Origin of the sequence: Pseudarthrobacter albicanus (assembly GCF_018224015.1) — a bacterium.
Lineage (GTDB): Bacteria > Actinomycetota > Actinomycetes > Actinomycetales > Micrococcaceae > Arthrobacter > Arthrobacter albicanus.
The window spans coordinates 1-20,799 of sequence record NZ_JAGPOT010000033.1 but is presented as its reverse complement, the minus strand read 5'-3'; the positions used below and the strand labels follow the sequence as shown (position 1 = coordinate 20,799).

Here is a 20,799-nt window from a genome sequence, read left to right as displayed (position 1 = left end):
GCCCTCAAAACGGCAACAACTGCGAGTTACTTGGGGCGAACCAGGCGGGGCCGGAGCCGGAGCCGGGGCGGGGGTGATGCCGCCTGGATGAACACCCCTCGCGTCGCCCATCCGAAGGTTCTGCCAGCGTCGAGCTACTTCCTTCTAAGGCGGTCTTTGGCCCTGCGGTAGCGCCGACGGAGAAAACTGACCAGGCTTGCATCGCTGATCGATTCCTCGAGGGACCTGAGCCTCTCCTCAGTCCGTGCGGAGCGCTCGATGAGCTCCCGGAGGAGACCCTCAGAGTACGTCTGGCGGCGGTGGAAGTGCTCTATCTCCGCGTCTTGGTGCTTGGTGAGGTACAGCAGGCCGCCGAGACCGACCTCCGCGGCATAATTCCTTAGGTATTTTTCCCGTACGGTGCGGTCGAAGTTGAGGTGCGCGAAGTCGGAGGCGATGACGCTGTTGCCGAGGTCCCCGGTAGCTTCCCTGCGCTGGTGCCAAAATGCCAGGGGCGCCCCGTCGATGAATCCGAGGTGGTGGCCCTGCAGCATCCGGAGCTGGAACTCCCAGTCGCCCACGACGTCCAAATCCTCGTCGTAGTAGCCCACGGAGTCGTGGACCGAACGGCGGTAGAGCAGCGAAATCGGGACGCACCGGTTGGAGCGCAGCGTATCGAAGAGGGTGATGGCGCGGACCTCGGGTTCGAATATTTCCCGGCTGACCTCCTGGATCAGGTCTTCCTCGAGGCGCTCATAGACGATTTCCGTCCGCACGCCCACGCCAGCATCGTCGGCCGTGCGCAAATGGTCGACGGTTCGCTGCAGGAAGTCGGGATGCCAGGTGTCGTCGTCGTCGTGGATGGCGATGAATTCGGATTCGCTCCCCGCGATGCCCGCGTTTGAAGCCGCTTCCATTCCGCGGCTGACTTGATGGTTGAGGATCCGGACCCGGCCGTCGAGGTGCCGCCGGTGACGCTCGATCACGGAGTCGACCTCCGAGGCGTTTCCGCCGTCGTTGACTACCACCAGCATCCAGTTCGTGAAGGTTTGTGCGAGCACGTCACGAACGGCGCGGTCAAGCAGGACCGCCCGGTTCCTGGTCCGCATGATGATCGCCACGGAAGGCAATTGGTCAGTTGTCATTTGATTATTTTCCCAACGAGAGTCCGGACCGGGGCAAGTTTACGAATGAATGCGAAGCTCCGCGAGTCGAGCCAGCGCTGCTCCTTGGCCGCTTCTGAGGCCCCAGAACGGCAACAAATGCGAGTCACTTGGGGCGAACCAGGCGTCGAAGGGGCCCGTGTCAGGCGTCGAAGTGGGTGCGGACGTCCCCGCCCGGCAGGTTGCGGAGGAGTTCGGCGGCGACGTCCCTGAGCTTCTGGTTCCGGTTGCTGGAGACCTTGGTGAGGATGGCCATGGCCTCCTCCTGGGAGCAGCGGTTCTGGCCCATGATGACCCCGCAGGCAAGATCGATGGACGTGCGGTGCTCCATGGCGGCCTTCAGGTCCTCGGCGCGGGACTGGGCGGTGCCGATCCGGACGGCCAGGCGCAGGGCCCGGCCCGCGAGATCGGCGAACCCGACAGCCTCCCGCACCACCGCCTCGGTGAAGACCCCGTGTCCGGAGGCAAAGAAGTTCAGCACAGCGGCCGCATCGTCACCGATTTCGAGGGGGACGCCCAAGGTGCTGCGGCATCCGTTGGCCGCGAGCTGCCGCTGGTAGTCCGGCCAGCGGCGGTCAGTGTCCACATCGGCGAGCAGGACCACGGATTTGATCCGCAGCGCCTCCAGGCAGGGCCCATCGCCGAGGCTTTGCTCAATCCGGTCCAGGACAACCGCCCTCGGACTGCTCCCCGCCACGGTCATGGTCCGCTTGCGGCGCTGGAGCGTCACGCCGCATTCGATCTTCACCCCGACAGATTCGGTGAGCGTGGCCGCCGAGAATTCCGCGAGGCGGTCAAGGAAATCCTCGACGTTCCCGGTACCCATGATGAGGTCCTGAAGCTGGCGGGCGGCTTCATCCCCGGCATAGTTGGCCATCCCTAAAGCTTAGACGTACCCGTCCACGATCGCGGCGGCGATCTCCTTGTAGGCGCGCCGCGTTTCGGGGCGGAGCACGTCCAGGGTGACCAGGTCGCCGTCGGCCACGCCGCGGTCATGGGGAACGGCGATCAGCTGGCGGCAGATGCCGGAGAGGTGGTCCTCGATCGCGTCCTTGTCCACCCGCGAGGAGACCTCGTCCTTGTCGGTGATGACCACGATCGCGTTGCGGGCAAGCTCCTCGTAGCCGTGGCCGGCAAGCCAGTGCAGTGTGGCGCGGGCGCGTTTGGCGCCGCTGACGGCGTAGCCTGCCGCGATGATGAGGTTGTCCGCGGACTGCAGGATGCCGCTCATGGCGTTGTGCGTGACGCCGGTGCCGCAGTCGGTCAGGGCCACCGAGTAGTAGCCGGAGACGAGTTTGCGGATCCGCAGGTATTCCTCGGCGGTCAGCGAGTCGGAGACCTCGGGGTCCTGTTCGCCGGCGATCAGGTGCAGCCGGCCGGCGTGGTGCATGTACCGGGCCAGCTCGGTGAGGGAATCGACCTGCTCGATGTTCTGGAGCAGGTCCGTGATGGTGCGCGGGCTCTGCTGCTGGTAGAGCCCCTCCCCGAGGGCTCGCTCCACGAGGTCCCCGGAGTCCGGGTTGGCGTCGATCGCGCAGGGCGGATCCCCGCGGTATTCGGCCAGGGTCAGTCCGACGCCGACTGTGGTGGAGGTCTTGCCGATGCCGCCCTTGAGGCTCAGGATGGCGGTGTTGTAGCTGCCCTGGAGCTGGCGGGAGATGCGCTTGGCGAGTTCGTCCTCCGCGCGCTGCCGGGCGCTCGGGCCCAGGTTGATCCCGCCGCCGGTCATGGCGAAGAGCGCGCCGCGGAAGCCGCCTTTCGGCCGGGGCTTCTGCGCCCGGACGAAGCCCGGTGAGCTGGTGAAGTCCGTGCCCGGTGCGGCCTGCGCCGCTGCCCGGCCGGCGGAGCGGGTGGAACGGCTGGGGCGGGCCGGGACCGCGGGTGCCGTTTCGGGTGCGGCGGGCGCCGCAGCACGCGGCGGAAGCGGCGGAACCGCCGCTGCCGAAGCACCCTCCGCGGAAGCACCCTCTGCGGAAGCGCCCTCTGGGGCAGTGAGGTCGGCGGCAGCATCCGCGGCCGCGGCGGCCTCGGCCCAGGAGCCGCTGCGGACCGGACCGGGCGGGCGGGTGTCGACGTCGTCGGGCGTGATGATTGGCATGGTTCCTGTCCAGGCGTCGGAGCCGTCGCCGCGGCGGTAACGCCGGCGCCGGAGATCGGGTTGCTCTGCCCCCACGGCAGCGTCAGTAGAAGTGGTGTCCACCGGTTCCGGCATATGTGTTCCCCTAGGACTCACAGCGCAGACGGGTGCGGCGCTCGTATGAATAGGTCCAAGGACCAAGTCTAGGGGCAGGCAGCGCAGCCGGCGGACCAGCAGGTCCGGCGCGGCCGGAGGAGGTCAGCGGCTCACCGCTGCAGCGCGAGCACGACGACGACGACCGTCACCGCCGCGAGCGCGGCCAGCCCCACGTAGGCCAGCGCCTGAAGACGCCGTCTCCGGAACTCGCGCTTTGCATCCCTGGCGTAGTACCTGCCCGTATCTGTCCCCATGCCGACGATCGTATAGGCACAACCTTGGGATTGGTGCAAGTCATACGAATATTTCGAAGATCGCTTCCAGGATTCGACGGCGGCCGCCACGTGCGCCCAGGCCCGGAGAAGCCTCAGTGCTGGGCCCGGGTCTCCTGCAGCCGCTTGATGAACCAGCGGGACTGTTCCGGCCCGTACGGGAGGATCGGGATCGCCTTGGTGGCGTCGTCGGGGGTTTCCCGGGTGGCCTGGATCGCCTGCCGCACCGCGGTGGACATGGTGTTCGCCATGGTTTTCACGAGCTGGTCGCCGAACGGCTGCCCGTGGCCGGGAATCAGGAATTCGTACCGGTGCCGCAGCGCGGAGATGTGCCGGAGGGCGTCCGCCCATTCCTCGGGGTAGGAATCCTCGAACGACGGGTAGGAGCCCTGCTCCACGAGGTCCCCCGCGTACAGGGTGGTGCCGGTCCCCACCAGGAGGTCGCCGTCGGTATGGCCGCGGCCCAGGTAAAACAGCGTGACCGTCTGGCCGCCGAGGTCCACCAGGACCGGCTGGTCCTTCACGATCGCGTTCGGCACCACCAGCTCGACGTTCTGGCCGTCGCCTGCCGCCATTTCCGGCTCCCCGGACCCCACGAGCCGGCGCTGGGCGTCACCGTTTCCCTCGATTTCCGCGGCGCAGTTCTCGTGCGCCCAGAACTCCGTGACGCCGGCATCGGCGAAGACGGCGTTGCCGAAGAAGTGGTCGTAGTGGGCGTGGGTGTTGACGACGACGAGCGGCAACGCGGTCTTTTCACGCACCGCATCGAGGATCTCGCGTCCCTGCCGCGGGCCGCCGCCGGTGTCGATCACCATGGCGCGTTCGGTGCCGACCACCAGGCCGGTGTTGAGCAGGGATCCCTGGGTAGTCAGTACGTAGTTGTCCGGACCGACCTCGAGCCATCGTGACATTAAATCTCCGTATTCCGGCGCTGGTGCTTGCCATGTTCAGGCCTCGATTCTACCCGTGTGGGCTGGCAGGACCCTGAAGACGTGCCGCGGACGGGGGCAACCTCGCCATGGGGGCCTGAGCCGGGCACGCCCGATGCACGGATACGCGGCGCTTCGCGGAGGGGTAAGGCGCTCCGCGCCGGACGCGGATGTCCCAGTTCCGCGGTCGCCTTTCCGTAGCGGACGACGGCGGTAAGCCGGCGGAACTCCGCGGCTCGGTCACAGGCGCTGAGCTTGTCCGCGTTGCACGTAGGCGTCCAGAGATAGACCAGCGCGGCGCTTATTGCCACTTATGGCCCCGGGCTCCGAGGGCCGGTGCGATTTCGCTAATCAGCGGCCTTCTGGGTTCCAACCAGTGTTGCAGGTGCTTTCTGCCATCGCTGCAGGATTGCCGCCCGGAACCGGTAGCGGGCCGGGGTCTCGAAGTATTTGAATACCAGCACGCTGATCACAATTGTGGCAGCCAGGAGACACCAGCCGATCGGCACTGTGGGTTGGGCCATGGTGTAGATGTCGCGCAGCGGCACGTGGATCATGTACAGCGAAAAGCTCGCTTCGCCCAATACGACAAGTGGACGCCAGGCAAGCCAGCTGGGGCGGCGGGCCGGCGCGACCGCCAGTGTAAGGATGAGAACGGCAAAAAGTGGGCTCATGAGTAGGTATGCCGGGTTGACTGGCCGCAGATAGGCCAGCGCCGCTAGCGGAACAAGAGATCCGGCCAGCAGGAGATTACGCCTGGCGCCTTGCCCGATCCATTCTCGGCCGCCGCGCAGGAATATGAGTCCCGCGGTGATGCCGGCAAGGAATTCAAACAGGTGCGTCACCGGGAATTGATAGACCAGGAACCCCTTCTGGTCAATCGGCGCGAATGTTCGGGCCGCCCAAATGATGAAACACTGGAGGGCGAAGCACCCTTCGAGGATAATAGCGATCCGTGCCGGGGACAGGCGGCGCATCCTGACAATCAGAAACGGGAACAGCGCGTAGAAGAACATCTCACACGCGATGCTCCATGCCGGAGCGTTCCATGGCTGGTTGATCGAAGCCGTCGGAAACCACCCCGTGGTCATCGTGAGTTGAGCAAGCAAGCTGCCGCCGACGGTGAAGATGTTCGCATCCTCCAACGCGTACCAATCGGTCAGCACGCCGGCGTCGCGGTTGATAACGGCGTAGCCGACGCCACCAGCAGCGAGCAGCAGGGCGAGGATGGTGACGGGGTAGATACGCGCTATTCGGCTGGCGTAGAACTTCACGCGCTCGCTTACCCCGGCCATGTTGGAGTAGTTGTAGGTCAGGATGAACCCGGATAGGACGAAGAAAAGCGCTACGGCCGTCCGGCCGTCGTCCAGGAAATCTGTCAACTCTAACGGGACTGAAATCGTCCCTCGTTGGTTGAAGTGGCAGACGATCACGGCTGCAGCGGCGAGGAAACGGAGGCCCGTCAGCGCCGGTAGTTTGGTGCCGTCGTGAATCGGCGCGTCCGAAGCCCGCATGTTTCCCCCATTATTCAGACCTGATAGTGCGAAGCCAATCTTAGTGGTCCAAACGACCGGATGTGCCGCTTACTTTGTCACGGCTAAAAAGGCGACGCAGGCGGTTATGCCGGCCAGCGCGATCAGTGCCCCGTACTTGACATAGGGCCGCCACCGTCGGGAGGTGATGCCACTCTCGTACCTGCTGCAGTCTCCCATGCTCCACCCGTACACGGTCTACCTGTAGGCGCAAGAGTGCTCCACCCTTCAGGGTGGAGGTGAATTGCGGGGCTTACCCTGGGCGCCTTTGTGAACGGACGTAGTCGGCAAGGACACTCAGCGGGGCGCCGCCAGCAGTGCCGCAGTAGTACGAGCGGGACCAGAGGTGCCCGTCCCAGAGGTACTTGCTCAGATGGCCCGAGTGCTTCTGCCTCAGGAGCCTGGACGAGACGCCCTTCAAGGAGTTGACCAGCTTCGAGAGTTGTGCCGTCGCCGGGAAATTGATCAACAGGTGCACGTGATCGTCTTCCCCGTTGAACTCGACCAGGGTGCAACCGAAGTCCTCACACACCTGCCGCATGATGCTTTCACAGTCCGTGAGGATCTCGTCGGTGAAAGCTCCGCGGCGGTATTTTGTAAGGAACACCAAGTGCGCATGGCAGTCCCAAACGGCATGCCTGCCTTGGCGAATATCATTGTTTTTCTCCATGACACCAACTATAGTGTGAGTGTGTCGTTGAAGAAAAGGTATGCCTACAGGGCCTACCCCTCGAAAGGTCAGGAGCGGGCGCTTGCGCGCCTGTTCGGGTCCTGCCGTGTCGTCTTCAATGACGTGCTGGCGGCCCGGTCGCAAGCGCACGAGCAGGGCCTGCCGTTCCCGACATCTGGTGAGCTGTCCAAGAAACTCCTGACGGATGCAAAGCGCACCCCGGAACGGGCATGGCTGACTGAAGTGTCCAGCGTCCCGCTTCAGCAGTCCCTCGCGGACGCCGACCGCGCCTACCGGAACTTCTTCGACTCCCTGAAGAAGAAACGAAAGGGTGCCAAGATCGGGCGCCCGCGATTCAAGTCCCGGCGCGACAACCGGCAGGCCGCCAGGTTCACCAAAAACGCCGGTTTCAAAGTTGAGCAAACCTCCCACGGCGTCGGGTTCGCGACCCTCCCGAAAGTCGGCAGGGTCCGGTTCGCCCTCTCGCGGGATCTGCCGTCGAAGCCGTCGAGCGTGAGCGTTATCCGGCAGGCTGACGGGACCTATCAGGTGTCTTTTGTTGTCGATGTGGCCGAGACGCCGCTGCCGGAGTCGCCGCGCGTCGCTGGGGTCGACGTTGGACTCACCCATCTCGCGCATATCGCCAGCAATGACGGGGCCCGGGAGGTGGTCGACAACCCGCGGCACCTCAGGGCGACCGAACGCAGGCTTGCTGCCGCCCAACGAAGTCTGTCCCGGAAGAAAAAGGACTCAGCGAACCGGCGCAAAGCCCGCCTCAATGTCGCGAAACTGCACTCCACGGTGCGCAACACCAGGCTCGATCACCACCACAAACTTGCCCTCCGACTCGTCCGCGAAAACCAAACGGTCGCCGTCGAAGGACTCAACGTGAAAGGCCTCGCCCGCACCCGCATGGCGAAATCCATTCACGACGCAGGATGGGCCACCCTTGTGACCCTCCTGAAAGAGAAAGCTGCCCAATACGGGCGGGAAATTCGCGTCATCTCGCAATGGGAGCCCACCAGCCAGGTGTGCTCCGTCTGCGGCGTCAAGGATGGCAAGAAGCCCCTGTCAGTCCGTGTCTGGACCTGCGGGGACTGCGGGACTGTCCTGGACCGCGACTACAACGCAGCAGTGAACATCATGCTCGCCACCGGGCTGGTGGAGAGCCTAAACGCTTGTGGACCTGATGTAAGACGCACGCTCGCGTGCGCTACCGGGGTAGAAGCAAGAACCCACCGAACAGACCCCACCCTGATCGGTGAGGATGCGTAGGAATCCCCCTCCTTCAGGAGGGGGAGGATGTCAACTGGACCTTCCCAAAGCGGGTCGGAGCACGTCGAATAAGACCGGCTAACCCACCCTGCTGGGGGACGCACTAGCCTTTTCTTCCGCCTCAACCCTTGCAGGCCGGGGCCGGCGGCCTCGGAGCCGTTTCTCGAGTGGCTTCTCAAACCAGGTAAAGGCGGCGGCTGACACCGCAACAGCAACCAGCACGAAGGTACCGCCCTCGAGCAGCTGGAGGGGCACGGACCTGGCCTTGGACCCGGGGTCAAGATGGACCATCAACTCCAGGAGCAGCCAGTGGGTGAGGTAGAGGGCGAACGACCACTCGCCAAGCCGGACCACCCACGGGTGCGACAGGAACCTCCCCTTGCCGGAGATGTTCGCCGTCGCCGCCGACGCAATCACGAGCAGCATGAACGGCAGAATGACGGCGTCTTCCACGCCGTTGCCCAGAGGGTGCCCTGCACGGTTGCCTGCCGTAAGCAGCGCATAGGCGACGACGGCGGACAGGGCCGCAACAGGAAGCGGAACCGGGCTTCGCCACCCGGACTTGACCAACAGTGCCAGGAGGCAACCGGCGATGAACTCCAGGATGCGGAACGGCGGGAAGATGTACACCCAGAACCGGGCTTCATCCCCCGGCGTCAGCGCCATGGTCACGGTGCCGGCAATGACCAGCGACAAGCTGAGGACAGCCGCCAGCGACTTCCACAGGCCCGGGCGGCCCAGACAGGCCAAGCGCGCGGCCAGGAACGGGAAGGCCGCGTAGAACAGTGCCTCGCAGGAGAGCGACCAGCTGGGCGCGTTCATGCCGAAGTAGACGTTGCTGTCAGGAATCCAGGCCTGCAGCAGCCCGCCGGCGGCCACCAGCTGCCCGGCGTCAATCCCCTTCCCCTCAAACAGGAAAAACGGGACCGCCAGCAGCAGGGTCAGGAAGTGTAAAGGATAGACGCGGGCGAAACGCCGGCGGTAAAAGGCGCGCTTGGTGTCCGCAGGGCGAAGTGACCATGTCAGGACGAAGCCGGACAAGGCGAAGAAGAAACTCACTCCCACCGTCCCCAACCAGACCATGTCCGAGACGCCTGGAACGTCCACGAGATCCCGGAACGTGTGGTGGACGACCACCAGCAGCGCGGCGAAAAACCGCAGGCCGGTCAGGGAGTGAAGCTTGATTGATTGCACGCCCGCAGCGTGGGGAACCCCAAGTTGCATAAGGGCAAGCCTATGGCACGCGGACGCTCCTGAAAAAATGGATTACGTCGGGAAATCAAGGTCCTGCTTCGGGTGATTGGCGGAACTTTCCATCCCGAACGCCCCGTACTTGTTCAGGGGGAAGGTCCCGCGACCCAGATCCGCCGGGGTCGCTTTGCCGTCGCGGGCGACGGCGGTGAGCCGCCGGATCTCCCCGGTTCCGTGCCCAGTTGCCCAGTGTGCCCTCATGGATTGTCAGGGGTGCATCGGACAATGGGAGCATCAGAAAGCCCCGCAACTGCGCTAACAGTTCGGGGCCGTGACCACCGCTATTAAGGAGCGATGATATGTCCATTGTGACCCGCATCTGCCACCGTTGCAAAGTGAAGCAACCCATCACAGAGTTCTATGTGGAAGCCGAAGCACGAGCCACTATTCGCCGCAAGAAACAGACTAAATTGCCGTGTAGGGACTGCAATCAGAAGGCCTACTTCGAGCGCCGTAAACCACGTCAGGACTACATCGAGGTCGTCAAGCGCGAGAACGGATGCGCCGATTGCGGCCTAGTTCCTGATGTCTTGGAGTTTGACCACCGTCCCGATGAACACAAGACGACGGACGTTTCAAACCTCATGGCCTCCGGGTCGTGGGAAGCATTTATCTCAGAAGTCGCGAAGTGCGACGTCGTTTGTGCCAACTGCCACAGGATCAGAACAGTACAGCGCCGCCAGCTCGGCGGCCAGCGAGGACGAATCGTCCAGCGCAAGGTTCAACAAGCCATCGATAAGATCGCCGGATTGGACGTCTGGAAGAGCGATCTGGCACCGGTGGAGCCGTCGCCAACGGTCAAAAAGCTTGAGATGGAATCCCTGTTCGAAGTCCCCAAGTGAAATAGCCCCGCCCCCAGCCCGGGGAGCGGGGCCATGGATCACCAGAACGAGGCCAAGCTAATCAGCCTTACATGTCAGCCAGCACGGACCCCGGATTCTCGATCGCGTCGGCAACGTAGCGCAGGAAGCCGCCAGCCGTTCCGCCGTCGCAGACGCGGTGGTCGAAGGTGAGCGTCAGCTCGGTCACCTTGCGGACGGCGAGTTCGCCGTTGACCACCCAGGGTTTGTCGATGATCCGCCCGACGCCGAGGATCCCTACCTCGGGGTGGTTGATGATCGCGGCGGAGCCGTCCACCCCGAACACCCCGTAGTTGTTCAGCGTGAAGGTGCCGCTGCCCAGTTCCGCCGGGGTCGCCTTCCCCCCACGGACGACGGCGGTGAGCCGCCGGATCTCCGCGTCCAGTTCACGGGCACTGAGCTTGTCGGCGTTGCGCACCGAGGGCACCATGAGTCCGCGGTCGGTCTGGGCCGCGAAGCCGAGGTTGACGCCGTCGAAGGCCACGATCTCCTGAATCGCCCCGCCCACGGTGTCCTCGGTGGTGACAATCCGGGTATTGAGTTCAGGGAACTTCTTCAGCCCCGCGATGACAAAGCGGGCGATGAACGCCAGCAGCCCGGGAGTGTTGTCCGGGTCCGACTTCTTCAGCGCGATTCGCATCTCGACCAGCGCTGTGGCATCCACGTCCACCCACACCGTGGCTTCCGGGATCTCGGAACGGCTGCGCGTCATGTTTGCGGCAACGGCCTTCCGCACGCCGCGGACGGGGGTCCGGCCCGTTATGCCCAGCCCGGTGCGCGCGTCCGTGTTGCCACCGGATTCGGCGGGTCGAGCCAGCGGGCGCGGGGCCTCGACAGGCTCAGGCACCGGGCTCGGCGTAATAACGGCTTCCACGTCGCGCCGCATGATCATCCCGCTTGCCCCTGACCCGTGGAGTCCGCCCAGATCAACCCCATGATCGCGCGCCATCCGCCGGACGAGCGGAGAAATCACGGCACCGAGCTTGCCCGGCACCCGGGTGCGCAGCAGCAACAGCTCATCGGCAGCCTTCTCGGCCGCAGAAATCTGGGTTTCGGCTCCCTGGGTCTCGACAGATCCGACCGCCGGATGCTTCGGAGCCCGGGTGCGGCGAGCAACTCCCTGCCCGCCCGGGGTCCCGTAACCAATGAGGACGTTTCCGGATCCGGCTTTCTCTTCCTCGCGGTACGTCTCGGCGGTAACGGCGGCAGCAGACTCAACCGGGGCGGACGGGGACACGGCAGTCTCGGCAGGCTGAACCATGGACCCGAGGGGCGTCACCGAGATCAGCGGTTTGCCCACGTCGAGCGTCTGTCCGGGTTCCCCATGCAGCTCTGTGACGGTGCCGGCGTACGGGGAGGGCACTTCCACCATGGACTTGGCGGTCTCGACCTCGGCGATCGGCTGGTCCACGCGGATTTCATCGCCCACGGCCACCAGCCAGTTCACCAGTTCGGCTTCGGTGAGGCCCTCGCCGAGGTCCGGGAGGAGGAATACTTTCGTTTCGCTCATAGTCAGTCTTCCCACTGGAGGTCGTCAACGGCGTCGAGGATGCGGTCCACGCCGGGCAGATAGTAGTGCTCGAGTTTCGGCGCCGGGTACGGCACGTCGAAGCCGGTGACGCGACGGATCGGCGCGGCGAGGTAGTGGAAGCAGCGTTCCTGCACCCGGGCCACGATCTCGGAGGAGACGGAGGCGAAGCCGTGCGCCTCGGCGATGACCACGGCACGGCCGGTCTTACGGACCGAGGCGCAGACCGTCTCGTCGTCGAACGGCACGATCGAGCGGACGTCGATCACCTCCAGCGAGCGCCCTTCCTCGGCGGCTGCGGCGGCGGCCGCGAGCGCCGTCGGGACGGAGGGTCCGTAGGCGATCAGCGTGGCGTCGGTGCCGGGGCGGGCGACGGCGGCGTGTCCCTCCGAAGAAGTGCCGCGCTCGGTGTTGGCGGCGTGCTCGTCCCGCAGCGCGTCCAGGTCCACCTGGTCCTTGGACCAGTAGAGCTTCTTCGGCTCCATGAACATCACGGGGTCGTCGGAGTCGATGGCCTCGCGGAGCATCCGGTAGCCGTCCGCCACGGTGGCCGGGGTGAAGACCTTCAGGCCGGCGGTGTGGGCGTAGTAGGACTCGGAAGAATCGCAGTGGTGCTCCACTCCCCCGATCCCGCCGGCGTACGGCACGCGGATCACCATCGGCAGTTTCACGGCGCCCCGGGTGCGGTTGTGCATCTTGGCGACGTGGCTGACGATCTGCTCGAACGCCGGGTAGGCGAAGGCGTCGAACTGCATCTCGATGACCGGGCGCATCCCGTTCATTGCCATGCCCACCGCCATGCCGACAATGCCGGATTCGGCCAGCGGGGTGTCGAAGCAGCGGTTCTCCCCGAAGGTCCTGGTGAGCCCGTCGGTGATCCGGAAGACCCCGCCAAGCAGGCCGACGTCCTCGCCGAACACCAGGACGGAGGGGTCCGCGTGCATGGCGTCGGCCATCGCGGTGTTCAGGGCCTTGGCCAGGGTGATGGTCTGCGGCCCGGCCTGCTCGGCCGCAGTTGCGGCCTGCGCGGCCGCGCTGGCGGTGGCGGCACTGACATCGGTGGGGCTCATTTCGCGGCCTCCGTGGCGGTGGATGTGCCGGCGGCGTCGCGGGCGAGTTCATCGGCGAGCATGGCGGACTGTTCCTTCAACTGCGGGGTGGGGGCGGAGAAGACGTACTTGAAGAGGTCCTGGGGGTCCACCGGGACGTCCTCGCCGAGGCCCTCCCGCAGCTGCGTGGCGACCGCTTCGGCCTTGTCTGCGATCCGGGCGGCGTTGTCGTCGTCGAGCAGTCCGCGGTCCGTCAGGTACGTCTTAATCCGGCTCAGCGGATCCTTGGCCAGCCACTGGGCGACCTCGCTGTCCTGGCGGTAGCGGGTGGCGTCGTCGGCGTTGGTGTGCGCCTGCATGCGGTAGGTGTGGGCCTCCACGAGCAGCGGGCCGGAGCCGGCGCGGGCGAGCGTGACGGCCCGGTCCAGCACGGCGAGCAGGGCGACGACGTCGTTGCCGTCCACGCGTTCGCCGGCCATGCCGTAGCCCACGGCCTTGTGGGCGAGCGACGGCGCGACGGACTGGTGCGCGAGCGGCACGGAGATGGCGTACTGGTTGTTCTGGACGAAGAAGACCACGGGCAGGTGGAAGACGGCGGCGAAGTTCAGGGCCTCGTGGAAGTCGCCCTCGCTCGTTGCGCCGTCGCCGCACATGGCCAGGACCACGGTGTCCTCGCCGCGCAGCTTGGCGGCGTGGGCGACCCCGACGGCGTGGAGCAGCTGGGTGGTCAGCGGCGTGCACTGGATGCCCACCTTGTGCCCGGCGGGGTCGTAGCCGCTGTGCCAGTCGCCGCGGAAGAGCGTCATCGTCTGGACGGGGTCCACGCCACGGGCCATCACGGCCACGGAGTCGCGGTAGGTGGGGAACAGCCAGTCGCCGTCGGACAGGCACAGCGCGGCGGCGACCTGGCAGGCCTCTTGGCCGTGACTGGAGGGGTAGACGGCCATGCGGCCCTGCCGGACCAGGGCGGAGTTCTGGTCATTGACGCGGCGTCCGATGACGAGCTGCTCGTAGGCGGCCAGGAGTTCCTCATCGCCCGGGAGGCTGTACTCGTGGCCGGGCTGGGTGCCCTGCTCGGTGTGGGGGGTCAGGATCCCGTCCGGGCCCACCATCCCGATCTGGTGGCGGGCCGGCAGCATGTAATCCTCCGCCGTGATGCCGAACTTGCGCACGGCCTCGCTGGCGGCGTTTTCCGTTGCCTGCTCCGGTGCGTCTTCCGGCGCTGCGGCGCCTGCCTCCGAGTGCGCAGTGTGGTCTGCGGAGATCGTCATTGGTCTGTCCTTCTGTAGCCACTATTCTTTCCAAGTATGGCGCCGGACGATGATTCGTATCCAGCCCTCCCAGGAACCGTGGAGAAGTATAGAGATCTGACCTATTCTGGAAGACGAATTGTCAGTGTGAGCTGGCTTACCTGCGGGAGTTGTAGACGAATGGCAGACGCTGAGTCAGAGCAGGGGGCCGTGCCGCTGGATGACGTGGACCGGAACATCATCGCCGAGCTGACCCGGGATGGCCGGATGTCCGTCACGCAGGTGGCGGAGAACGTCCACATCTCGCGGGCGCATGCCTACACGCGGATCGCCCGGCTGACCGGCGAGGGTGTCCTGACCAAGTTCACGGTGCTGGTGGACCCGATCAAGGCCGGACTCAAGTCCTCCGCCTACGTGACGCTGAAGGTGCGGCAGCATTCCTGGCGGGAGCTTCGGGAGCTGCTGCGCGCCATCCCCGAGGTGCATCACATCGCCCTGGTGGGCGGAGACTTCGACGTCATCCTGCTGGTGCGAGCCGTGGACAACATCGACCTGCGCCGGGTGATCTTCGACCAGCTGCAGTCCATGCCCGGGGTGCTGGACACGCAGACGTTCCTGGTGTTTGAGGATGTCGATACGCGGTAGACGATGTTCGACGCATTTGGAGCTTGGGTCTGGAACAGACTCGCTCCGGAGCCAAAAGGGCTCGTCAACTTATACCGCGGTGCCCTTAAAATGGACGGCCTCGTTGCCGGCCAGCATTGATATTCTAAAGGTATCTACAACTGAGGACGACGAGCTTCATTTGCAGATTACTTAGTGCCTGTTCCTAAACCCGGTTGGCCAGGCGTTTGGCGGTGATTCTGGTCATTGACCAGCGGACCATGGCCTCATGGTGAGCCGGCAGCCGTTCGTAGTCCCGGACGCAGCGGCGGTGCCGCGCGATCCAGGCCAGAGTGCGTTCGACGACCCAGCGCCGGGGCAGGACATGGAAGCCTTTCTTATCTGATCGCTTCACGATGGTCACGGCCAGGTCCAGGGTCTGAGCGGCCCAGATCACGAGTTTGCCGGCGTACCCGCCGTCGGCCCAGACCAGGCGGATCCGACGGAAGGAGGCGGCGAGCTGTTCGAGCAGGGGCGTGGCCCCGTCGCGGTCCTGGACCCCCGCCCCGGTGACCAGCACGCACAGCAGCAGGCCCATGGTGTCCACGGCGATGTGGCGCTTCCTGCCGTTGACCTTCTTCCCCGCGTCATACCCGCGGCTTGCTGCCCCGACGGTCTCGGCCCCGCGGACAGAGGCCGAGTCGATAACCGCCGCGGTCGGGGCGGCGTTGCGGCCCTCGGCCAGACGCACCCGGCCCCGGAGGGTATCCAGAATCGTCCCGGTGGCCCCGGCGGCCTCCCAGCGGGTGAAGTACTTGAACACGGTGGAGTGCGGCGGGAAGTCCGCCGGCATCGCCCGCCACTTGATCCCGTTGTCCACCATGTAGAGGATCGCGTCCACGATCTGCCTGCGGCTGCGTGCCTCCGGGCGGCCGCCGGCCCCCTTGATGAATCCCGGGTCCGGCAGCAGCGCATCGATCAGCCCCCACTGCGCGTCCGTGATGTCCGTCGGATACCGGCGCTCCCGCCGCGGCACTCCCGCGTGGAACGGGGCCAGCCGGCAGCACTGCTCCGGTGCCCCGTTGGCGGTTTCATCCCGGGTACGGCAAACTAACACGAAGGAACTCCTGCAACTCCTGGCGATCTAGACACTCACCGGCTTACAGGAGTTCCGCCTCTTTTAACAACCGCTCCGCGCTGCCGGCCGGTCGCCCCCGGAGTTTAGGAACAGGCCCTTAGACGCACGATGTTTCGTCGATATCTTTTCAATGTGGACGGCCATGCAGTGCTCTCCGCCAAGTGCAGGGCGTCGGCCGAACCGTGCTCGTGGAACCGGTCAAGATGGGAAGGTGACGGCCCTGACTATGGCATACCGTCTTCCTCAGGCCTCTCAGTCCAACTTCTCAGGGATGTCCCGTGTGGCTGAGGGCTCTTGAGTGTGCTGGTCGACAAACGTCGACTCTATGACACGAACCGGCGCACGCGGGCCGGTCATTTGTGCAGACCATCGATCTGAACCCGCTCCGTGCCCGCCAGACCAGACCCGCATCGTTGCAGGCCTGTCCGACGAGCTGCCTGCGGTCTCCAGAGTCGCCTTCCCTCGACGACACCTATGCCTGTCGTGTCGGGCACTGCAGCCTTAGACGGAGTTATGGACCGGCGTGACCACTCATCCTGTTTCGTCATGGGATGTTTGGTTACTCGTGGCCGGTATGATTGGGCTGACCGAACGATAGCTGCCGTTGTGGCGGCCAGCCAAACGGCAACACTCGGGCATTCGAAACAGGGGGACAAAGGTTGGACTTACGCGACTACCTACGCATTCTTCGCCGTAACTGGATATTGATCGTCGCCGTTGCTTTGACAGGTCTTCTTGTCGGCGCTGCCGTATCGATGCTATCTAAGCCGTCGTACACGGCAGAGACACAACTCTTTGTGGCAATTCAGGGATCGGGTTCAGTGAGTGAACTCCAGCAAGGCAATACCTTCAGCCAGGCGCGCGTCCAGTCCTATGTAAAGACGGTCGGCTCGCCCGTCGTACTTCAACCGGCCATCGACTCACTTGGTCTGAACATCACCGCCGCGGAACTTGCCCACAATGTAACAGCCAGTAGTGACACCAACACTGTTCTCATTACGATCTCCGTTAGAGACAGCTCTCCAGTACAGGCGGCAGCCATAGCGCAGGCCGTGGCAGGCGGCTTGATCGCGGCCGTCGACAAGTTAGAACGCCCCAAAGCAGGAGGGACGTCCCCCGTCGGTCTGTCAATCATCAAACCCGCTGAAGCACCGACGGCGCCCTCGGCCCCAAACACCAGACTGAATCTGCTGCTGGGATTATTCGTTGGACTTGCATTAGGGGTGGCAGCATCCATACTCAGAATGACACTGGATAACAAAATTCGGGGCGAAGCAGATCTGCGACGTGTTACCAATATCCCGCTCCTGGGCGGCATCTCCTTCGATCAGGACGCCACGCGGAAGCCCCTGTTGACGCAGTCAGCACATCAGAGTCCGCGAGCTGAATCCTTTAGGCAACTGCGCACAAACTTGCAATTCGCCAACGTTTCTGGACAAGCCAAGTCGGTCCTTGTAACGTCCTCTCTTCCCGGCGAGGGAAAGAGCACAACTGCAGCAAATTTGGCAATTGCATTGGCCCAAGCTGGTCAAAACGTGTGCCTAATCGATGCCGACCTTCGCCGCCCGATGATTAATGAATACTTGGGCCTCGATCGCAGCGCTGGACTTACGACTGCATTAGTCGGCACCGCAGACGTAAACGACCTTTTGCAGCCCTGGGGCGAGGACAACCTTTATGTCCTCACTGCCGGACAAATCCCACCTAACCCAAGCGAACTGCTTGGTTCGGAAGAAATGAAAGACCTTATCTCAAGACTCGAGCTTGTATTCGATTCAATCGTAATAGATGCACCTCCGCTTCTTCCAGTAACCGATGCCGCTGTCCTTTCCCAGCACGTCGGGGGCGTGGTCATAATCGTCGGCTCCCAAAAGCTCAGGCATCAGGACCTGGAGAAATCCCTCAGCGCTCTCAACATGGTTGGTTCAAATATACTGGGCATCATCCTGAATAGGCTTCCTACTAGAGGCCCCGACGCCTATTCCTACAGCTACTACAGAAATGTTGATAGCCGTAACAACACGTCACGGTCCGACCCTAAACGCAACCAGTCACGCTCTGACACCGCTCTTTCTTCAACCGGGCAGGCCGCATTCTTCGACGACAACATTAGCAGTGCAGAACGGAGAAATCCAAGCGTATTTCCCTCTGATAGATTTGACCGGACTGAGGATGGAGTCGCCAGTATTCAAAGCCCACACATTCTTGGGGACCGCCAGCATTAGATGATAGGATATTCCACCTCGGCGAAAATGATATCTACACAAAGCCTGCCGAGATACTGCTTCCTGGAGGTGCGCGCACTAACGTGGGCACCTCCGACGCACAGGACCTCTAAGTGCCATTCGGACCTCTCCCAGGAATCCCTAGGGACCATAAATCGCCCAGAATGAAATCTCATGAACCTCACGAACATAGTATTTCTCGGGGCTGCCATTACTTGGATTGCACTGCCAATGAATGTCAATCACACTTCGGTCATGTGGAAAAAGCCCGAATATGTCATGGCCTTTGCCATGTTTGGATTTTCAGGCATTGCGATGTTCTTGGGGATTACTTCTAGTGTGGGAGGGGATGCCCTCCTTCTGATCCGGTTCTCGCCGTTGATTGCCGCAGGAATATTCGTTACAATCGTAAATCTCGCAAATGGCGCTATCGTTCGCCCTCCTGGATTGCTTCTTTTTGGAGTTTTCGTGCCAATGGGCGCCTTTGCAATAGTTGAACACTCGTTCGTCATGCCATTGATGTCGCTGGCCATACTTGGCCCGGCTATCGTTGTTCCACGACTAGGTTATTCAACTGAGCCTCTCTATACAGGGCTGCGCGATGCGGTCCGTGTCACGCTCATAGTACTGTCCCTCTATATCATGATATTGCCGGGGCAGGTTATTGGCCCATGCCGTGGTGACAAATGTTCAATTTGGGGTCTTTCGATTGGCGCGTTTGGTTCCGGTAACGCCTTCGGGGTTTATCTTGCCTTTGTCGCCGGGATATCGATCATACTCGCCAGGAACGCGATTACAGCAGCCCTGTCGACGATCGCCTCAGCGGCCCTGGTCGACGCAACAAGCGGCAGATCAGCCATGATAGCTTGGGCCGTTACCGTACTAGCGGCTCACACCTGGCGCCTGACACGATCTTCAAAGAAAAGCCATGCGGTCAAGGTAACCGGTATCGGGGCTGCAGCTCTCGTGACGGTAGTAGGCACTTACCCGTGGCGGCCCGACGACTTCACAGGAAGGGCAAATCTGTGGATTGTGGCGAAGGAACAGTTCCTGAGCAGCCCCCTTTTTGGATATGGCCCCTCTTTTTGGGTGCGGCAAGAACGGACAAGCTATGTGGACTCAAACTACGCAACACACAATCTTCTTTGGGAATTGCTGATTTCATCCGGATTCGTGGGAACCGCTCTCCTGACGATGTCGGTACTTTGGCTTATTCGCAGTAGTCACCCCGAAGTGCAAGGACTAACCGTCGTTCTGACCACCGCGTGGTTGGCCAGTTCGACCCTGGAAGTCACCGCTGCGCCCGGGCGTTTGTATCTGCTGCCCGGCGTTCTTCTCTTGATATTCGTTCAGGGTCAATCACGGACTCACAAAACCGGCGGCTCGTCGGACTTTCATGAGTCAGGAGCACTCATCTCCAGGGCTGATGCAGAGTCGTGGAGCATGCTCGGCGGATGGGCGCCGACACGCCCCGGGTCGGGTGCCTTTAAGGGAGGGGAACTCCTGACACGAAAATTAGGTGATGGGAGCCGGGGGTGTGGGGTGTTTCGGGTGTTTCGTTAGCCGGTGTGTGTGATCGACTATCTGTAGGCCGTTTCATCCAGGAAATCCTGCCGATTTGGTGGCCGGTTTCCGGCCAAAAGAGCGCTAAGAATCAGGCCAGGCAATTCCCCTCCAAATCATGGATTTGGGGATTGCGCAGAGATTGAGATCACCCGGTGGCCCGGGGCGGTTCCCAGTGTCAAGCCCCTAACGCTTGTCAAGCCTTTTTTGGCTCTGGACGGCAGGCAGGCTGAGTGCACCGTCACCGATCCTCTGCAGTGGCGGTCAGTGTTGTCCGTCCGGGATAGGGCCCAACGCCGGGGGCCCCGCTGTCGCCCCGGCGTGGTGGAAGGGGGCGGAGAGCGGGGATGCCCGCGGCTCGTCGCCAAACGGTATCGGTAAGAATTCATAGCTACCGTGTCAGGCGTGCCCGTTTCGCTTCGATCGTGTGGGACCGGGACTGGGTGCGCTGTTTGGGCGTAACGGTATAGCGGGTGTTACCGCGCACGTTATTTGACGACGTAGGCGTCATCGTCGGTGCCAACGTGCATCGTCAAGGTGGCGCGTGCTGTCCAGCCCAAGTCGGGCGGCTCCGTCGGCACGTTGACGCGCTCAAATCCCGTGTGAATCGCTCGGATGCGCCACGGTAGAGTTCCGCCGGCGCCGACGGGCCACCGCGCATGGCCTGGGCCAGCCAGGAGCCCCTGGCCGCGCGTTCACAGCGCTGACCACACAGGGGCGTGGCGGCGTCGGGCGCACCACGGCCTGGAAGACCCTCCGGCGGCCCACGAGCACACAGCTCGACGCGCAGCAGGAAGGCGGGTAGCTCATCGTCATGCTGACGCGATCATTGCTCACGCCTCGATCGTCAAACCGTGCGACGCGAAGGACCGAAGAAGAGGGCTCCATCGTCAGACAACGTGACCGACCCGTCGTCAAATAACGTGCGCGGTAACAGCGGGACGCGATAAGCTCTTTCGCGGCCCGTTTGGTGACCGGCTGCCCCTCGAGGTCGCGGAGCTCATACATCTGCCCGGTGGTGAGGGTTTTCCAGGTCCCAGGACTCTGGATATGGCGAGATCCTGGGTGTGGGGTTTTAGGGGTTTTTCTTCATTCTGTAGTGCAGGATGAGGTCGGTTCCTGGGTAGCGGGTTTTGGTTTGGGTGAGGTGTTCGCAGAGCTCGGCGAGGGCTTTGGTTTTGGTCTTGGTGGGCATCGGGTCCAGGGTGACCGTCAGGAAGCCGGGGACGGTCGGGTCAATGTCGCCGCTTGATGCCAGTGCGGTCCTTAGTAGGGTGTG

At 63.5% G+C, this 20,799-nt stretch carries 18 protein-coding genes; 5 read left to right on the top strand and 13 right to left on the bottom strand.

Translation table 11 applies throughout. From position 1 onward, the window contains the following. Window positions 1–134: 134 nt before the first annotated feature. The 7 genes from J9611_RS09340 to tnpA all read right to left on the bottom strand — a co-directional run bounded on the left by J9611_RS09340 (window position 135) and on the right by tnpA (window position 6,778). The gene (locus J9611_RS09340; protein ID WP_211879557.1) at window positions 135–1,124 is read right to left on the bottom strand and encodes a glycosyltransferase family 2 protein; all 990 of its coding nucleotides are present in this window, start codon (window positions 1,122–1,124) and stop codon (window positions 135–137) included. A gap of 160 nt (window positions 1,125–1,284) precedes the next feature. Further along, window positions 1,285–2,019, bottom strand: coding sequence for a GAF and ANTAR domain-containing protein (locus tag J9611_RS09335; RefSeq protein WP_211879555.1), 735 nt, complete (start codon window positions 2,017–2,019; stop codon window positions 1,285–1,287). 9 nt (window positions 2,020–2,028) lie between these two features. After that, complete coding sequence (locus J9611_RS09330) at window positions 2,029–3,240, bottom strand: MinD/ParA family ATP-binding protein (protein WP_211879553.1); 1,212 nt, start codon at window positions 3,238–3,240, stop codon at window positions 2,029–2,031. A 245-nt stretch (window positions 3,241–3,485) separates the two neighbouring features. Next, the gene (locus J9611_RS09325; RefSeq protein ID WP_211879551.1) at window positions 3,486–3,629 is read right to left on the bottom strand and encodes a hypothetical protein; all 144 of its coding nucleotides are present in this window, start codon (window positions 3,627–3,629) and stop codon (window positions 3,486–3,488) included. Window positions 3,630–3,742: 113 nt separating this feature from the next. Then, window positions 3,743–4,558, bottom strand: a complete 816-nt coding sequence (locus tag J9611_RS09320; RefSeq protein ID WP_211879549.1) for an MBL fold metallo-hydrolase — start codon at window positions 4,556–4,558, stop codon at window positions 3,743–3,745. A 365-nt stretch (window positions 4,559–4,923) separates the two neighbouring features. Further along, a complete protein-coding gene (locus J9611_RS09315) occupies window positions 4,924–6,090 on the bottom strand; it encodes an acyltransferase family protein (protein ID WP_211879547.1) in 1,167 nt (388 codons plus the stop codon). Window positions 6,091–6,361: 271 nt separating this feature from the next. After that, window positions 6,362–6,778 carry an IS200/IS605 family transposase gene (gene tnpA / locus J9611_RS09310; RefSeq protein WP_211879545.1) on the bottom strand — a complete coding sequence of 139 codons (417 nt, stop codon included), beginning with the start codon at window positions 6,776–6,778 and terminating at the stop codon, window positions 6,362–6,364. On the opposite strand from tnpA, the gene J9611_RS09305 reads away from it, so the two are divergent. Beyond that, the gene (locus tag J9611_RS09305) at window positions 6,725–8,053 is read left to right on the top strand and encodes an RNA-guided endonuclease InsQ/TnpB family protein (RefSeq protein WP_246527596.1); all 1,329 of its coding nucleotides are present in this window, start codon (window positions 6,725–6,727) and stop codon (window positions 8,051–8,053) included. The genes tnpA and J9611_RS09305 overlap by 54 nt on opposite strands. A gap of 78 nt (window positions 8,054–8,131) precedes the next feature. Here J9611_RS09305 and J9611_RS09300 read toward each other — a convergent pair whose 3' ends face one another. After that, the gene (locus J9611_RS09300; protein ID WP_211879541.1) at window positions 8,132–9,247 is read right to left on the bottom strand and encodes an acyltransferase family protein; all 1,116 of its coding nucleotides are present in this window, start codon (window positions 9,245–9,247) and stop codon (window positions 8,132–8,134) included. A 356-nt stretch (window positions 9,248–9,603) separates the two neighbouring features. On the opposite strand from J9611_RS09300, the gene J9611_RS09295 reads away from it, so the two are divergent. Continuing rightward, entirely contained in the window at window positions 9,604–10,146 is a 543-nt protein-coding gene (locus tag J9611_RS09295; RefSeq protein WP_211879539.1) for a hypothetical protein, read from the top strand. A 67-nt stretch (window positions 10,147–10,213) separates the two neighbouring features. Here the strand turns inward: J9611_RS09295 and J9611_RS09290 are convergent, their stop codons facing one another. From J9611_RS09290 to pdhA, 3 genes are read right to left on the bottom strand one after another with little or no spacing between them, the layout of a single operon-like run. Beyond that, window positions 10,214–11,674 (bottom strand): dihydrolipoamide acetyltransferase family protein, encoded by a 1,461-nt coding sequence (locus tag J9611_RS09290; RefSeq protein ID WP_211879538.1) that lies wholly within the window; start codon window positions 11,672–11,674, stop codon window positions 10,214–10,216. A 2-nt stretch (window positions 11,675–11,676) separates the two neighbouring features. Continuing rightward, on the bottom strand, window positions 11,677–12,762 hold the full coding sequence (locus J9611_RS09285) for an alpha-ketoacid dehydrogenase subunit beta (protein WP_211879536.1): 1,086 nt from the start codon (window positions 12,760–12,762) through the stop codon (window positions 11,677–11,679). Next, the gene (gene pdhA / locus J9611_RS09280) at window positions 12,759–14,012 is read right to left on the bottom strand and encodes a pyruvate dehydrogenase (acetyl-transferring) E1 component subunit alpha (protein WP_211879534.1); all 1,254 of its coding nucleotides are present in this window, start codon (window positions 14,010–14,012) and stop codon (window positions 12,759–12,761) included. Before pdhA ends, J9611_RS09285 begins: the two co-directional genes overlap by 4 nt. 159 nt (window positions 14,013–14,171) lie before the next feature. On the opposite strand from pdhA, the gene J9611_RS09275 reads away from it, so the two are divergent. After that, window positions 14,172–14,636 carry an Lrp/AsnC family transcriptional regulator gene (locus tag J9611_RS09275; RefSeq protein ID WP_211879532.1) on the top strand — a complete coding sequence of 155 codons (465 nt, stop codon included), beginning with the start codon at window positions 14,172–14,174 and terminating at the stop codon, window positions 14,634–14,636. Window positions 14,637–14,820: 184 nt separating this feature from the next. Here the strand turns inward: J9611_RS09275 and J9611_RS09270 are convergent, their stop codons facing one another. Beyond that, on the bottom strand, window positions 14,821–15,651 hold the full coding sequence (locus J9611_RS09270) for an IS5 family transposase (RefSeq protein WP_211879617.1): 831 nt from the start codon (window positions 15,649–15,651) through the stop codon (window positions 14,821–14,823). A 740-nt stretch (window positions 15,652–16,391) separates the two neighbouring features. Between J9611_RS09270 and J9611_RS09265 the strand changes: the two genes are divergently transcribed. Both J9611_RS09265 and J9611_RS09260 read left to right on the top strand, forming a co-directional pair. Continuing rightward, window positions 16,392–17,957 (top strand): tyrosine-protein kinase domain-containing protein, encoded by a 1,566-nt coding sequence (locus tag J9611_RS09265; protein ID WP_211879530.1) that lies wholly within the window; start codon window positions 16,392–16,394, stop codon window positions 17,955–17,957. A gap of 174 nt (window positions 17,958–18,131) precedes the next feature. Next, window positions 18,132–19,520: an O-antigen ligase family protein gene (locus J9611_RS09260; protein ID WP_211879528.1), complete on the top strand. Its 1,389-nt coding sequence runs from the start codon at window positions 18,132–18,134 to the stop codon at window positions 19,518–19,520. Between the two features lie 1,075 nt (window positions 19,521–20,595). Here J9611_RS09260 and J9611_RS09255 read toward each other — a convergent pair. Continuing rightward, a partial coding sequence (locus J9611_RS09255) for a hypothetical protein (protein WP_211879527.1) occupies window positions 20,596–20,799 on the bottom strand: 204 nt, incomplete at its 5' end.